This is a genomic window from Schaalia sp. ORNL0103 (genome assembly GCF_019429565.1).
Classification (GTDB): domain Bacteria; phylum Actinomycetota; class Actinomycetes; order Actinomycetales; family Actinomycetaceae; genus Pauljensenia.
In genome coordinates this window covers 397,388-411,473 of sequence record NZ_JAHXSA010000001.1, presented here as the reverse complement: position 1 = coordinate 411,473, position 14,086 = coordinate 397,388, and the positions used below count along the sequence as shown (strand labels likewise).

16 protein-coding genes are annotated in these 14,086 nt (G+C 63.9%); 13 read left to right on the top strand and 3 right to left on the bottom strand.

The features are described 5' to 3' along the window. Positions 1-25: 25 nt before the first annotated feature. From JJJ16_RS01835 to JJJ16_RS01815, 5 genes are all read left to right on the top strand, one after another. Positions 26-1,057 carry a metal ABC transporter substrate-binding protein gene (locus JJJ16_RS01835; RefSeq protein ID WP_219751163.1) on the top strand — a complete coding sequence of 344 codons (1,032 nt, stop codon included), beginning with the start codon at positions 26-28 and terminating at the stop codon, positions 1,055-1,057. Continuing rightward, positions 1,054-1,878: a metal ABC transporter ATP-binding protein gene (locus JJJ16_RS01830; protein WP_219751162.1), complete on the top strand. Its 825-nt coding sequence runs from the start codon at positions 1,054-1,056 to the stop codon at positions 1,876-1,878. Before JJJ16_RS01835 ends, JJJ16_RS01830 begins: the two co-directional genes overlap by 4 nt. Positions 1,879-1,891: 13 nt before the next feature. Continuing rightward, positions 1,892-2,821 carry a metal ABC transporter permease gene (locus JJJ16_RS01825; protein WP_219751161.1) on the top strand — a complete coding sequence of 310 codons (930 nt, stop codon included), beginning with the start codon at positions 1,892-1,894 and terminating at the stop codon, positions 2,819-2,821. A 13-nt stretch (positions 2,822-2,834) separates the two neighbouring features. Beyond that, entirely contained in the window at positions 2,835-3,224 is a 390-nt protein-coding gene (locus JJJ16_RS01820; RefSeq protein ID WP_219751160.1) for a Fur family transcriptional regulator, read from the top strand. 113 nt (positions 3,225-3,337) lie between these two features. Then, positions 3,338-3,880, top strand: a complete 543-nt coding sequence (locus JJJ16_RS01815) for a hypothetical protein (protein WP_219751159.1) — start codon at positions 3,338-3,340, stop codon at positions 3,878-3,880. Here JJJ16_RS01815 and JJJ16_RS01810 read toward each other — a convergent pair. Both JJJ16_RS01810 and recO read right to left on the bottom strand, forming a co-directional pair. Then, positions 3,877-4,701 (bottom strand): isoprenyl transferase, encoded by an 825-nt coding sequence (locus tag JJJ16_RS01810; protein ID WP_219751158.1) that lies wholly within the window; start codon positions 4,699-4,701, stop codon positions 3,877-3,879. The genes JJJ16_RS01815 and JJJ16_RS01810 overlap by 4 nt on opposite strands. Beyond that, entirely contained in the window at positions 4,698-5,435 is a 738-nt protein-coding gene (gene recO / locus JJJ16_RS01805; protein ID WP_003794791.1) for a DNA repair protein RecO, read from the bottom strand. The genes JJJ16_RS01810 and recO overlap by 4 nt, the downstream gene beginning before the upstream one ends. Positions 5,436-5,677: 242 nt before the next feature. Here recO and JJJ16_RS01800 point away from each other — a divergent pair, with 242 nt between their 5' ends. Next, positions 5,678-6,217 carry a TetR/AcrR family transcriptional regulator gene (locus JJJ16_RS01800; protein ID WP_219751157.1) on the top strand — a complete coding sequence of 180 codons (540 nt, stop codon included), beginning with the start codon at positions 5,678-5,680 and terminating at the stop codon, positions 6,215-6,217. Positions 6,218-6,462: 245 nt separating this feature from the next. Beyond that, a complete protein-coding gene (locus JJJ16_RS01795; RefSeq protein ID WP_219751156.1) occupies positions 6,463-7,047 on the top strand; it encodes a TetR/AcrR family transcriptional regulator in 585 nt (194 codons plus the stop codon). Positions 7,048-7,117: 70 nt separating this feature from the next. Here the strand turns inward: JJJ16_RS01795 and leuA are convergent, their stop codons facing one another. Beyond that, on the bottom strand, positions 7,118-8,872 hold the full coding sequence (gene leuA, locus JJJ16_RS01790; RefSeq protein WP_219751155.1) for a 2-isopropylmalate synthase: 1,755 nt from the start codon (positions 8,870-8,872) through the stop codon (positions 7,118-7,120). A gap of 181 nt (positions 8,873-9,053) precedes the next feature. Between leuA and JJJ16_RS01785 the strand changes: the two genes are divergently transcribed. The 6 genes from JJJ16_RS01785 to JJJ16_RS01760 all read left to right on the top strand — a co-directional run bounded on the left by JJJ16_RS01785 (position 9,054) and on the right by JJJ16_RS01760 (position 13,829). Continuing rightward, complete coding sequence (locus JJJ16_RS01785) at positions 9,054-10,715, top strand: L-lactate permease (protein ID WP_219751154.1); 1,662 nt, start codon at positions 9,054-9,056, stop codon at positions 10,713-10,715. A gap of 99 nt (positions 10,716-10,814) precedes the next feature. Continuing rightward, positions 10,815-11,105 (top strand): hypothetical protein, encoded by a 291-nt coding sequence (locus tag JJJ16_RS01780; protein ID WP_219751153.1) that lies wholly within the window; start codon positions 10,815-10,817, stop codon positions 11,103-11,105. Next, entirely contained in the window at positions 11,099-12,283 is a 1,185-nt protein-coding gene (locus JJJ16_RS01775) for a hypothetical protein (protein WP_219751152.1), read from the top strand. Before JJJ16_RS01780 ends, JJJ16_RS01775 begins: the two co-directional genes overlap by 7 nt. Before the next feature lie 33 nt (positions 12,284-12,316). Continuing rightward, the gene (locus JJJ16_RS01770) at positions 12,317-12,679 is read left to right on the top strand and encodes a hypothetical protein (RefSeq protein ID WP_219751151.1); all 363 of its coding nucleotides are present in this window, start codon (positions 12,317-12,319) and stop codon (positions 12,677-12,679) included. A 201-nt stretch (positions 12,680-12,880) separates the two neighbouring features. Next, the gene (locus JJJ16_RS01765; protein WP_318836512.1) at positions 12,881-13,252 is read left to right on the top strand and encodes a hypothetical protein; all 372 of its coding nucleotides are present in this window, start codon (positions 12,881-12,883) and stop codon (positions 13,250-13,252) included. Between the two features lie 22 nt (positions 13,253-13,274). Further along, on the top strand, positions 13,275-13,829 hold the full coding sequence (locus JJJ16_RS01760; protein WP_219751149.1) for a hypothetical protein: 555 nt from the start codon (positions 13,275-13,277) through the stop codon (positions 13,827-13,829). Positions 13,830-14,086: the final 257 nt, after the last annotated feature.

The following is a 14,086-nucleotide window of genomic DNA, read 5'->3' as shown; positions in this document are numbered from 1 at the left end:
CTCAATTTCAAAGAGAATCATTTTCATGTCGAAGAGAATCCTTGCTGCCGCATGCGCGGCTGCTACAGCGCTCGCCCTGTCCGCCTGCACCTCCACGGCCACGTCCGGAGATAGCTCCTCCAAGGACGGCAAACTGACCGTCATGGCCTCGTTCTACCCCCTGCAGTACCTGGCTGAGAAGATCGGCGGAGAACACGTTTCCGTCACCTCTCTGACCCCGGAAGGCGCCGAGCCGCACGACCTCGAGCTCTCACCCAAGATGGTCGACTCCCTGTCCTCCGCGGACGCGGTCGTCTACCTCGCGGGCTTCCAGAGCGCCGTTGACGAGGCCATCGAGCAGCAGGCCCCCAAGACCGTCATCGACGTCTCCCCCGCAGCCGATCTGATTGAGGCCGGCACCGACGCCAACCACCCCTCCGAGGAGGAGGAAGAGGCCACCGACGAGGCCCAGTCCGGCGAGACCGAAGCCCACGACCATGATCATGAGGGCCACGACCACGAAGGTCACGACCACGAGGGCCACGAGCACCACCACGACATGAGCGCGGACCCGCACTTCTGGCTGGATCCCACCCGCATGGCGCATGCCGCGACCCTGGTGGGCGACAAGCTCGCCGAGGCTGACTCCGCCCACGCCGACGTCTACAAGGCGAACGCAAAGGCCCTGGCCGAGGAGCTCAACACCCTGAGCGACACCCTGGTCACCAAGACCTCGAGCTGCAAGGTCAAGACCTTCGTCACCGCCCACACCGCCTTCGGTTACCTGGCGGACCGCACGGGCCTGACCCAGGTCGGCATCTCCGGCCTCGACCCCGAGTCCTCCCCCTCCCCCGCGCGCCTGGCTGAAATCGCCCAGATCGCCAAGGAGCAGGGCGTGACGACGATCTTCACCGAGGCCCTGATCGACCCCAAGGTTGCTCAGACCCTGGCCGACGACCTCGGCATCACGACGGCCGTCCTGGACCCGATCGAGTCCCAGACCGACGCATCCAAGGACTACGCCGCGACGATGAACTCCAACATTGACGCCCTGACGAAAGCCCTCGACTGCCAGTGACAACGACTGACAACCCCACGACGGCGGGAGCCCCCTTCGCGGAGGCGACCGCCGTCGTGCGTCTCGACAACCTGCACGTGGCCTGGGATACAGACCTGATCCTCCACGGGATCTCGCTCGATATCCCCGCCGGCCAGACCGTGGCGATCACGGGCTCGAACGGATCGGGCAAGTCCACGACCCTGAAGGCCCTGCTGGGCACCGCACCCATCACAAGCGGTGATGCCCAGCTCTTCGGTCGCTCTATTTCCACTCGCCGCCGCGTGCCATGGAACAAGATCGGCTACGTACCCCAGCGCATCTCCTCGGGCGGCGCGATTAGCGCCAGCGCGATCGAGGTCGTGCGATCCGGCCTGCTCGGGCCTCGTCGCCTGTGGGCACTGCCGGGCGACACTGCGAAGGCTCTGGCCGCCCTCGAACGCGTCGGCATGGCCCACCGCGCCCACTCCCCGCTCAACATCCTCTCGGGCGGGCAGGCACAGCGCGTCCTCATCGCGCGCGCCCTCGTGCGACGCCCCGAGCTGCTCATCATGGACGAGCCGATGGCCGGAATCGACGCGACATCGCGAGCGCGCCTCGCACAGATCGTCGCCGAGGCCAAGGCGGAGGGGACCACGATCCTCATCGTCCTGCACGAGCTGGGCGAGCTCGGCCCGCTCCTGGACCGCGAGCTGCACATCAGCGCGGGTCACGTCTCCTACGATGGCCCACCCCACATCGAGGACGATCACGAACAGCATCACGGCGGCGGGGACCACTGCCACCCCGAGATCGAGGCGGGGCCTGCAACGGGCGACCGCGGCCTCGTGAGCGGAATCTAGACGGGAGCGACGCATGATTGACGCACTGACTACCCTCCTGTCCTCGCCGATGATGCAGCGTTCACTGCTCGCTGCCCTGATCGTGGGCCTCACTGCCCCAATCATCGGCACCTACCTGGTCCATCGGCGCCTGGCAATGCTCGGCGACGGCATCGGCCATATCTCTCTGACCGGCGTCGCGCTGGGCTGGCTGGCGGGCACGTTCGCAAACGTGAGCCCCGCCGACTCGTGGGCAGTCCCCGGAGCGGTCATCATCTCCCTGCTGGGTGCGATCACGATCGAGCTGGTGCGCCAGAGCGGTCGAACGTCCGGCGATACGGCCCTGGCCATGCTGTTCTACGGCGGCATCGCCGGCGGCGTCCTGCTGATCGGCCTGGCGGGCGGCACATCCGCGCAGCTGAACTCCTACCTCTTCGGTTCTATCTCGACCGTGCGGTGGAGCGACATTACGCTGATCACGCTCCTCGGGGTCGCGATCGTGGCGCTCGGCGTAGGCCTGGCCCCCGCTCTCTTCTCGGTGACCAACGACGAGGACTTCGCCCGCTCGACGGGGCTGCCCGTACGCACGCTGTCCCTGCTCATCGCAATACTGTCAGCACTAACTGTGGCCGTCGCGATGCGAGTCGTCGGCTCGCTGCTGGTCAGCGCACTGATGGTCATCCCCGTGGCAATCGCACAGCTCGGAGCGCGCTCGTTCCGCTCCACGATGGGCATCGCGATGGCTCTCGGCGTCATCATCTGCACGTGTGGTCTATCCCTGACGTACTTCGTTGACCTGTCGCCCGGTGCGACCATCGTTGTCGGCGCAATCTGTCTGTACGCGATCGGATTTACGATCCGGGCTATTGTGGACCGTATCCGCAGGGTGCGCAGGCTTCGCGCAGCCCGCGGCCACAACCAGCATCCGGAGCGCGAACACCTCGCTCACGCAGACGCATCATGACGGAGGGAACACCATGCAGCGCATGACGAAGCAGCGTCAGGCGGTCCTCGATGAGCTGACCCGTGTCAGCGACTTCCGCAGCGCCCAGCAGATCTTCGAGGACCTGCACGTCCAGGGGCAGCGCGTGGGTCTGGCGACCGTGTACCGCTCGCTCCAGAGCCTCGCGGATGACGGCCGCGTCGACACGCTGCGCTCCTCCGACGGCGAGGCCCTGTACCGCTCGTGCACGACACACCATCACCATCATCACCTGGTGTGCCGCAAGTGTGGTTTCACCGAGGAGATCGAGCAGTCGCAGATCGAGTCGTGGGTGGATTCGGTCGCAACGGCGCACGGATTTGGAGATGTCGAGCATTCCCTCGAGCTCTTCGGGGTGTGCAGCTCGTGCCAGTCGAAGAACTGACCCACTGAGGCTGTATCAGTCACGACGAGGCCTGGGAGGCCGACGACGCTTTCCCAGGCCTCTTCCGTAGGTTAGGATAGGCTTCGTTTGGTTAGCCTCAGTCTGGGAGTGTCATGTTCGCCGCCGGAATCGACTCCATGGTCCCCGCCTTTGCACGCGAGGGCATCTGGCTCTTCGTCTTCCTTTTTGTGGTCGTATTCTTCCGCGCGCAGGCGACCTACTGGCTGGCTCGCGGCGCCGCCTCCGGCGCAGTCCTGGCGGCAGGACGACAGGGGTTTTTGGGCGCCATGGCCCGCTGGTTCGATGGCCCGGTTCCCCGCAAGGGTGCGGCCATGCTGGACAAGTGGGGCATCATCGCCATTCCCCTGTGCTTCCTGACGGTGGGCATCCAGACGGCGATCAACGCGGGCGCGGGCCTCGTGCGCATGCGCTGGAGCACCTACACGATTGCAATGATCCCGGGGTGCGTTCTGTGGGCTTTGCTGTACGGCCTCGGCACGCTCGCCGTTTTTGCTGCAGCGATCCGAGCGATCGCCGGTTCCCCCTGGGGCTGGGCGGGCCTCGCCCTCATCATCGCGCTGATCGCCGCAAAGATCGCGTGGGGCCGCCGTAAGCGCCGCGCGGTCGACGCAGCACTGGCTACGGACAACGCCTAGGACTGCGCGACGCGGTCGACCGCACCGCCGAAACGGCGGTCACGCCCCGCGAACTCCTCCAGGCATCCCCACAGCTCCTCACGGTCGAACGCGGGCCAGGGGGTGTCGACGAACATCATTTCCGCATACGCCATCTGCCACAGCAGGTAGTTGGACAGGCGCTGCTCCCCCGACGTGCGGATCATGAGGTCGACGTCGGGCACGTCGGGTAGGTAGAGGTGACGCGAGAGCGTCTTTTCGGTGACACCGCGCGGGCTCAGGCGCCCCGCCGCGACGTCTTCGGCAATGGAGCGCGCGGCGTCCGCCAGCTCGGCCCGACCACCGTAGTTCACGCACATGATCAGGTCGAGAGTCTTACAGTGCGAGGTTGCCCGATCAGCCTTCTCCAGCGCGTTGATAACGCTCTTCCACAGCTTGGGCCGGCGCCCACTCCACCGCACGTGCACGCCCCACTGGGCGAGCTGGTCGGTGCGCCGCGCGAGCACGTCGGACGCGTAGTTCATGATGAAGGAGACCTCGGCAGGCGAGCGCTTCCAATTCTCGGTGGAGAAGGTGTAGACGCTCAGGTAGCGCACGCCCGCGTCGATCGCGCCGGCGATCGTGTCCATGAGGGCGTACTCCCCCGCCCGGTGCCCCTCGGTGCGCGCCAGGCCTCGGCTATTGGCCCAGCGCCCGTTTCCATCCATGATGAGGGCGATGTGCGCGGGCACCTCACCCTTACGAAAGACCGGTGCCTCGCAGTGCCACTGGCCGGGGCCGAGCAGCGGCGCAGTGGGGTCGTTCGGTGCGCGGTCCATGGGGGTGGGTCGCAGGTCCGTCATGGGTGACTCCTATCGATGACGCTCAGCGAGCGCAGGCGACGTTCCAGATGCCATTGAGTGTACGAGGAGATGAGGCCCGAGGCCTCGGTGCGCGCGTAGGGTTCGCATCGGTCGGCCCGCTCCCAGTCGCCGCTGAGCAGCTGACCGAGGAGGGCCACCGTGTCGGGCGCGGGTGAGGACGCGCCCGGCGGTCGGCAGGTATCGCAGACGGTGCCACCGTCGGGGATGGAGAACGAGGTGTGCGGTCCCTGGGTGCCGCACACGGCGCAGTCAAAGCAGGAGGGCGCCCATCCGGCGAGAGCGAGGGCACGCAGCGTGTAGGACGTGCGAATGAGGGTCGGGTCGTGTCGGCCTCGCGCCAGGGCATTGAGGGCGCCGAGGAGGAGCAGGTATTGGGAGTGGGTGCCATCGTGCGCGTCCGCGGTGAGGCGCTCGGCGGTTTCGACGACGACGGTGGCCGCGAGATAGAGGTCGTAGTTGGCGGCAATAGCATCGCCGTATTGGGCGATCGAGGCGACCTGGGTGAGGGTATCGAGAGTGCGGCCTCGATGGAGCTGGGCATCGATGACAGAGAAGGGCTCGACGCGTGCGCCGAACTTTGAGGTCGTCTTGCGCACTCCCTTGGCCACGGCGCGCACCTGCCCATGCTCAGCGGTGAGAAGCGTGATGATGCGATCCGCTTCACCCAGCTTGTGGGTGCGCAGGACGATCGCCTCGTCTCGATAGGACTTCATCACACGAACATTGTGTCACGACCGCGCGACTTGGGAGAGGAGGCCCGGCCCGCATCGCATGGCGCGAAATCTGTTGTGAAGTGCGCTGTCACATCGGCCGACAAGCGCCCCCGCGTGCGCTGTCAACAATATATGAGAAACTGACAGCGTGGTCGGTTACACAGCCGGCAAACGGTTTTCGAGTAGATAGTTTCTTCGTAACTGGATATGGTTTACCCATAACCGTCGAAGGAAGGAAACAAATGGCTCCGCCGATTGATGCCCGCGAAAAGCTTGGCACCGCACTGCGTCAGGCCCTGACGCAGACCCCGCTGTCAAAGATCTCTGTCAGCGCACTGACACGCTCCGCCGGGGTCACCCGTCAAGCGTTCTACTACCACTTCAACTCCCTCAACGACCTCAACGCCTGGGTTTTCCGCGAGGAAGTCACAGCGCACCTGACCACCAGTTCGGGAGAATGGCTCGACGCCATCGAAGCGACCATGACGTGGATGCACGCCCATCGCGACGAGACCGCGGCCGCCATGAAGACCATCGAGGCGAACGACCTGTGGGCGTTCCTGGCCTCCCACATTCAGGAACTCATCGAGTCCCGCCTCCCCGGCTCCGCCTCGGCCACGGCGCGCGACGTCGTCGCCCAGCACTTCGCTCTGGCGACCACCGCCCACATGGCTCAGTGGATGCTCTCCGGCCTGGAGGTCAACCCCTCGCTCGCGATTGCGCGCATGCGAGTGCTTATGACCGACCAGACCACCCCTGCTCTGGGCCGTCTCGTCAAGTAATGCGGTAAATTCCCACCAACCGCACGAGGGCAGACACAGCTCACCCCAGGCCCCGGCCTCGTTCCAACGAGACCGGGGCCTCACGCACATCCGCAACATAATCGTGACAACCAATCCCTAGACGCATGACCAGGGCCTCGCTGTACGATTGGTCAGTTCTGTCTAGACAGGCAGTAGGCAGCTCCGCGAATTTGCATGTATAGTTCGCACGTAACCTCATCGTTTCTTGTCGCCGAGGATCACTGATGCCCCACCCCGATGCGAAAGAGCGGCTCGCACGCGCCCTGCGCGACGCCCTCACGACCGTCCCCCTGTCGAAGGTGACGGTTTCCGGAATCACGCGCACCGCCGGCGTGACACGCCAGGCCTTCTACTACCACTTCTCTGACATCCGCGACCTCACCGTGTGGGTCTTCAAGCGCGAGGTCGCCGACCAGATCATCGCCAACGCCACCTACGAGGACTGGTCCGATGGCCTGCTCGCCATGTTCGTGTGGATGCAAAACCACCCCGAAGAGACCCGTTCCGTCGTCTCCTCCATCGGCATGGAGGACCTGCAGATCTTCCTCCACAAGCAGCTGCGAGCCGTCATGGAACCCATCGTCGATCAACACAGCATCGATCTGCAGGTCACCGAAGACGATCGAGTGTTCGTCACCGACCACTTCACTCTCGCTATTCTCGGCCACGTCTCTCAGTGGCTCGCAACCGGCATGAGCACCGACCCCTACATCCTCACCGAGCGCATCGCCCGCGTGCTCGACGGTCAGGTGCGTCGATCCCTCGAGGCCCTGGCGGCCAACCCGATCCCGGCTGCGCAGCGCGCCTGAAGACACGACGAACCCCGGCCTCGTTTCTCCATCAACGAGGCCGGGGTTCGGCCTATCTGTCTGCGAGCGCTTAGCGCAGGGCTCGGTTAACCGCCGAGATGACGGCCTTGTAGGACGCGCGCGTGATCGAGGAGTCGATGCCGACGCCCCACACGATCTGACCGTCGACCGCGGCCTCCACGTAGGCGGCGGCTCGGGCATCGCGGCCCTGGCTCATCGCGTGCTCGGAGTAGTCGAGGATGCGCACATCGAGATCGAACTCGTGCAGCGCCGAGACGAAGGCGTCGATCGGGCCCGTACCCGTGGCCTGCACCTTCACGGTCTCGCCGCCGTCCGTGAGCGTCGCGTTGAGCTCGACGTGCTCGTCGTCGATCGACGAGACCTGGGAGGCGCGCATCTCGAAGCGACCCCACGGCTCCAGACCGGGAGCGGCACTCGTGGGCAAGTACTCGTCCGCGAAGATCTGCCACAGCGTGGCCGCATTGATCTCGCCGCCGTAGGTGTCGGTGTGGCGCTGGACGATGCGAGAGAACTCCACCTGCAGGCGACGCGGCAGCTCCAGGGCGTGCGCCGTCGACATGAGGTAGGCGACGCCGCCCTTGCCGGACTGCGAGTTCACGCGCACCACGGCCTCGTACGAGCGACCCACGTCGTGCGGGTCGATCGGCAGGTAGGGCAGCTCCCACACGACCGCTTCCTCGTCGCCGCCGGCCGCGTCCACCTTGGCCTTGCGGGCGGTGAAGCCCTTCTTAATCGCGTCCTGGTGGGAACCGGAGAAGCTCGTGTAGACCAGATCGCCGACGTAGGGGGCGCGCGGCGAGGTCTCCATCTGCGTGCAGTACTCGACCGTGCGGCGAATCGCGTCCACGTCGGAGAAGTCGATGCCCGGATCGATGCCCTGGCTGAACAGGTTCAGGCCCAGCGTCACCAGGTCGACGTTACCGGTACGCTCGCCCTGACCGAGCAGGCAGCCCTCGATGCGGTCCGCGCCGGCCAGGAGTGCCAGCTCGGCCGTTGCCACGCCGGTGCCGCGGTCGTTGTGGGGGTGCACGGACAGGGCCACGTACTCTCGGCGGCTCAGGTTGCGGCTCATCCACTCGATCTGATCCGCGAAGACGTTCGGGGTGGAACGCTCGACCGTGGAGGGCAGGTTCAGGACGATCTCACGCCCCTCGCCCGGCTCCCACACGTCCATGACAGACTCGCACGCCTCGAGGGCGAAATCGAGCTCGGTGTCCACGAAGATCTCGGGCGAGTACTCGAATCCGAAGATCGTCTCATCGTCCAGGCGCTTCTCGGCCTGCGCAATAATCTCGCGCGCACCGGACTGAGCGAGCTCGATCGTCTGCGCTTTATCAGCGTGGAAGACGACCTCGCGGAACACCGGGGCCGTCGCGTTGTAGAGGTGCACCGTCGCGCGCGGGAAACCCACCATGGCCTCGACCGTGCGCTCGATCAGCTCGGGGCGCGACTGGGTGAGCACCGAGATCGTCACGTCCTCGGGCACCGCGTCATCCTCGATCAGGGAGCGCACGAAGTCGTAGTCAGTCTGCGAGGCCGCCGGGAAACCAATCTCGATCTCCTTATAACCCAGCTTAATGAGCAGGTCGAACATGCGGCGCTTACGGGCTGGATCCATCGGCTCGATGAGGGCCTGGTTGCCATCGCGCAGGTCGGTGGACATCCAGCGCGGCGCCTTCGTGATGCGCTTGGAGGGCCACTGGCGATCCGGCAGGTCCACGGGATTCGTGTCGAGGAACGGCCGATACTTACGAATCGGCATGCGCGAGCCGGAGGGGACGGGAACAGCGGATGTAGTCTTCACGCTTCGTAGTCTATCGACGAGGCCGGGCACGCGAGCAGGAGCTGCGCATACTGGACGTGAGATGCGGCGCGCTCCCCACCCAGCATTGACAAAGAAAAACTCTCAAAAATGTGTACGCCTCTGCGTTCATATGTCATGATAATTGGGTCCAATGTCCCACACACTGACGCGGGGAGCAGCCATGACTTCTCTTTTGTTAGCCCAATCTTTTACCCCGTCGACGACTGCCGTCGCGGGTAACGTCTTCCTGACAGCCGTCGTCGGGCTCCTTCCGCTCGTCGTCTTCTTCGTCCTCATGGGTGTCTTCAAGGTCGCCACCCACTGGTGCTCGATCATCTCCCTGGTGCTGTCCCTGGGCATCGCGGTCTTCGCCTTCAAGATGCCCGTCGGCATGGCGCTCCTGTCAGGAACACAGGGCGCCGCAATGGGCTTCATGCCGATCATCTACATCATCATCGCGGCCGTGTGGCTCTACAACCTCACCGAGAAGTCCGGACGCAGCTCCGACCTGAAGGCTGTCTTTAATACGATCGGACGCGGCGACCAGCGCGCCCAGGCCCTCATCGTCGCCTGGTGCTTCTGTGGCCTGCTCGAGGGCCTGGCCGGCTTCGGCGCCCCCGTGGCCATCACCTGCGCCATGCTGGTGACCCTCGGCGTCCCGAAGATCAAGGCTGCTGTCGTCACCGTCGTCGGCAACGCCATCAACGTGGGCTTTGGTGCCATGGCCATCCCCACGACCACCGCGGGTAAGCTCGGTGGCGCAGACCCCGTCGTCGTCGCCGGCGACATGGGCCACCTGACCTGGATCTTCTGTCTGTTCATCCCGGTCCTGATGCTGTTCATCCTCGACGGCGGCCGCGGCGTGCGCCAGCTGTGGCCCCTCGCCCTCGTTGCGGGTGCCGCAGCAGGCATCGGTCACTTCTTCACACCCTCGGTCTCCTACGAGCTGACCGCCGTCGTCGGCTCGCTGCTCGGCTTCGCCGCCTGCTACGTCTTCCTGCTGGTCTGGGGCCCAACGACCCCCGCGGAGTGCGCGACCAAGGCCGACGAGGCCGACAAGCCCACCGGCTCGCGCATCGGACTGGCCCTGCTGCCCTACGTCCTCGTCGTCGTCATCATCGCGATCACGAAGCTGGCCAAGCCGGTCGCCGCTTTCTTCTCCTCGACGGACGTGAAGATCCCATGGCCCGGCATCTACGGCAACCTGCTGACCGCCGATGGATCGCCCTCGACCGCCGCCAACTACAACCTGCAGATCCTGTCTAACCCCGGCACCTGGATCTTCGTCACCGGCATCATCGTCGCCATCGTCTACGGCACAAACTCCTCGAACGGCCGCTTCCAGACCTCCGTGGGTGAGATGTTCGCGGTCCTGCCTCGCACCATCTACTCGCTGCGCATGGCCATCCTGACGATCGCCTCCGTCATGGCGCTGGCCTTCGTCATGAACTTCTCCGGCCAGACCACCTCGATCGGCGCCGCCCTGGCAACAACGGGCGCGGCTTTCGCATTCCTCTCCCCCATCCTGGGCTGGATCGGCACGGCCGTCGCAGGCTCCGCGACCTCGGCGGGCGCGCTCTTCGCGAACCTGCAGTCGACCGCCGCAGCCGGCGCAGGCCTCGACCCGTCGATCCTGCTGGCTGCCAACACCATCGGCGGCGGCATCGGCAAGATCGTGTCCCCGCAGAACCTCGCAATCGCCGCAACCGCAGTCGATTCGAAGGGCTCCGACGCGGAGATCCTCAAGAAGGCCGCCCCCTACTCGATCGGCCTGCTCCTGGTGCTGTGCACCCTGGTGTTCATCGCATCCCAGGGATGGCTCGGCGCCTACATGCCGCACTGATCGGTGGCTCATGGGCTCGGGAGGTCCCGGGAAGCGAGTTGCTTCCCGGGACCTCCCCCTTGTAGGCTCCCATCAGAAGTACGGACAAAGGAGACGACAGTGCCCGACTTGAGTTTTTCGAGCGACGCCTTACGCACAGCCGCTCAGTACCTGGACGATTCGTCACCCGTCACAGAGCTCACGCCCCCAACGGGAGATCCGTGCAGCCGCGTCTACGCACAGCGGATCAGCGTGCCGATCCAGGCCATCAACGAGGAACAAAAGAGCATCCGGCAAGCGATGAAAGAGACCCGCGCAAACATGCTCGAGACACTCCATTCCTTCGAGACGGCTGAACGAGGCATCGCCGACTCGATTGCCTCCGTGCTGAAGGGGGACGTCTCGTGGTAACGAAAACAGAGCTCTACGCGCTCGACCTGTCGAGCTTCACTGATACGATCGCCAAATGCGATTTGGCACTTCGCGATGATCAGGCGAAGTTGAACGATATTGCGCACGCAAAAGAGCTCATTACCGCGAGGATGCAGGGACAGAGCGCCGACGCAATCCTCGCCAATCTACAGAAGATTGAAAGCCAGATCGACACCCACATCGCGCTGGTTCAAGAGTTACAGACCGTCCTCACGACATATCGCACGAACAAGACACGTCTCCAGGGCGACGTTATTGCGCTGGTCGAGCAGATCGAGCTCCATGGTTTCGTCGTCACTGACACGTGGGGGGTTCGGCCAAGTCCAGAACGCCTAGTGTTTGCCACCATCAAGGACATCGGACGGCTGTTCATCCAGGCAACTCACTTTAGAAACATCCTGGCCCCGCGAGTCTCGGCTTTCGAGCAGTACGACCTGCAGGCTGCAATCACGGCCGGACCGGGAGCGACGCCTTACACGACATCGGGCGGCTATTCGACCGTCGAGCCCGATCGCACTCAGAAATGGGACGAAGATTTCGTCTGGGGGTCAAAGAAGGGGCAGGCCAACGCCGGAGATTATGCCCTCTGGGAGGCGGGACAGAGCGGCCTCGACACTGTACGTGCCCTTGGTCTGACCGACGCAGCGAAGTGCTACGAGCATTTCCGTGATAACACCGGCACGCCCATGACTGTCGATTACGAGAGAGCGTACAAGGAGGACGCAGGCATCCGTAACCACGTCAACGGAGAACTCAATGGTGCGCTGGCAGCGGCGAACGAGGCGGCTTTGGCTGGCCAGTCCGGAGTCACGCTCCACGGACCCGGAACCAGTCTAGGAGCAACCGGAAATTATCCGGAGACAGCCAACTGGAAATGGACACTCGGCGGCCACAACACCTACACCGACACCAACGTTCAGGTCAACGGGGACACAATCACCGCGACCGTGACCGTTCATGCGCGGGACAAGTGGAACTTCAATAAGGGTGACCACGATTCTGTGACAGGACTCGGCGATGATGTCAACGGCCGTTTCGAGGAACTCGGATGGGCCAGGAGCTTCGAGACCAGTGGGAGCATGACCAAGACATACACCTGGAAGGTCGGCCAACAACCACCATTCCAGCCGGTCCACGACAATAACGGTCGCCGATAAAGATAACAGGAACGAGAAAGGAGGCCGCAGCCCATGGTGAGTTTCCGTCAGCTCATGTCAACGGAGATGCTCGACGAACTGCTGCCGACCCACGAGTTTTTTCGTGTGATTGACCGTCGCGTCATTCTGAAGTCCGAGTCGGATCTTCCACTTCCATCGGATAGGTTCATGGTGATCTGCGTTGAGGCAAACGAGGAGTGGAGCAACCTCCTCGTTGACAATTGCACCGGCGAATACACGGGTGATCTGTGGCTTCCCGAGGCCCTCACGCACCTCGCAGGCCAACGCTGGATGACCGGTCCCGACCTGCCGACCTATCTCGGCATTAGCAGCTACACGACCCGCGTCGCGGTCTGCGGACAGTACGTGTACGTGTGCTCGCACATCGGGGCGTGACGGGTGAAGTCCATACGTCAACTCATCCTCCCGATCCTCGTCGCCACTGCGCTCGCCGCCGCGTGCAACCCCTTCACCCCCAGGAACACGCCGACGGCTGCTCCGACTCAGTACCCGCAGGATCCGCGCTTTTCCGAGTTCACTTTTAAGACTGATGGTGTCCCAAAGGTCCGGGAAGGAGTAGAGGCCTTAAACGCACATATGCCTGAATTGGGAGCGACCGACGGGCATTTTGTATCCGCTAACTTCCCAGAGGGTTCTTCCTGGCTTCCATCACCCGACCACCACTTCTGGGTGACAGGTGTCGCCGAGGTCCCCAACACGACGATCACCATGCTCGTCGACGACAACATCGGTGGATCATCGTTACTGCCCGGTATCCACCCCGGCCTGTACGAGTACGTGCCCGAGGAATGTTCTTTCAGGACAGTTGATCCCGCCGTTGCCAACAAGGTCCTCGGCGCCGATCCGGAAGCCATCTATTCGGATTGGGGCTCGTTCGAGATCGTCGAGTTCGCGCTCTCTGCCGACTGCAATCTTATCGTCGTCACCGGCGAAGGTATCACGGGCTAGAACCCCGATGTTAAGGAACAATATGAAGCTCGCACTCAAGACCCTTGTGCCACTGCTCGCGGTCGCGGCTCTCGCCACCGCGTGCAACCCCTTCACACACGGGAATTCCCGCTCGAACGGCTTGCAGGACCCGCGCTTCGCCCCATTTACCTACACGAGCGACCGCAAGGCGAAGGTGCAGACACGCCTCGACTCGTTCAACGAGCGCTGGCCGGGAATGCAAGCAACCGACGGCAACGTGGTCGCCGCTCGCACCCATTCGGGATTCCTCCACGCCCTCGATCAGGATCCCGAATACTGGTTGACCGGAGTCGCCACCGTCCCCACCACGACAATCGACACCCTCATGGAAGGGGCGACCGAGGACGCGAGCGTTCTGCCCGGAATCGATCCACGGCTCCACAAGTACGTGCCCGAGAACTGCCATTTCTCAACGATCAACCCCGATCACGCCAACGCCGTCCTCCCACCCGAGAAAGGCAAGGGGAATCCCGATTTCAGAACCCTGCCCATCAGCGCTATAGCGGTGTCCAAGGACTGCCAGCTGCTCGTCCTCACAGCGATCGGCCACCCCTAATTCCCCGGGCTCTATCCTTCCTTCTTCACTGCGCCCCGGCCTCGTCCATTTTCGAGGCCGGGGCGACCTCTTGCGCGCACACAACCATCGCAAAACTGAAAAACGAAAACTCACCCTGAGCTAAGTCGCGCCCCGAAGGTCCTAAAACGCCCAATGAGAGGCCAATTTTCATTGATTACGCAGGGTGATTTTTCCGCACGAAAGAGCCAAATAACTGCACCCACCTACCTTGTCTGAACAAAAACGGCCGCTGGGAC

What these genes read in the sequence shown, in the direction of transcription:
- JJJ16_RS01785 (WP_219751154.1), top strand. Translation starts at nt 9,054, where the DNA reads ATGACTTCTCTTTTGTTAGCCCAATCTTTTACCCCGTCGACGACTGCC.
- JJJ16_RS01765 (WP_318836512.1), top strand. Translation starts at nt 12,881, where the DNA reads ATGCCTGAATTGGGAGCGACCGACGGGCATTTTGTATCCGCTAACTTC.
- JJJ16_RS01800 (WP_219751157.1), top strand. Translation starts at nt 5,678, where the DNA reads ATGGCTCCGCCGATTGATGCCCGCGAAAAGCTTGGCACCGCACTGCGT.
- JJJ16_RS01825 (WP_219751161.1), top strand. Translation starts at nt 1,892, where the DNA reads ATGATTGACGCACTGACTACCCTCCTGTCCTCGCCGATGATGCAGCGT.
- JJJ16_RS01810 (WP_219751158.1), bottom strand. Translation starts at nt 4,701, where the DNA reads ATGACGGACCTGCGACCCACCCCCATGGACCGCGCACCGAACGACCCC.
- JJJ16_RS01760 (WP_219751149.1), top strand. Translation starts at nt 13,275, where the DNA reads ATGAAGCTCGCACTCAAGACCCTTGTGCCACTGCTCGCGGTCGCGGCT.
- JJJ16_RS01835 (WP_219751163.1), top strand. Translation starts at nt 26, where the DNA reads ATGTCGAAGAGAATCCTTGCTGCCGCATGCGCGGCTGCTACAGCGCTC.
- JJJ16_RS01795 (WP_219751156.1), top strand. Translation starts at nt 6,463, where the DNA reads ATGCCCCACCCCGATGCGAAAGAGCGGCTCGCACGCGCCCTGCGCGAC.
- recO (WP_003794791.1), bottom strand. Translation starts at nt 5,435, where the DNA reads ATGAAGTCCTATCGAGACGAGGCGATCGTCCTGCGCACCCACAAGCTG.
- JJJ16_RS01770 (WP_219751151.1), top strand. Translation starts at nt 12,317, where the DNA reads ATGGTGAGTTTCCGTCAGCTCATGTCAACGGAGATGCTCGACGAACTG.
- JJJ16_RS01815 (WP_219751159.1), top strand. Translation starts at nt 3,338, where the DNA reads ATGTTCGCCGCCGGAATCGACTCCATGGTCCCCGCCTTTGCACGCGAG.
- JJJ16_RS01820 (WP_219751160.1), top strand. Translation starts at nt 2,835, where the DNA reads ATGCAGCGCATGACGAAGCAGCGTCAGGCGGTCCTCGATGAGCTGACC.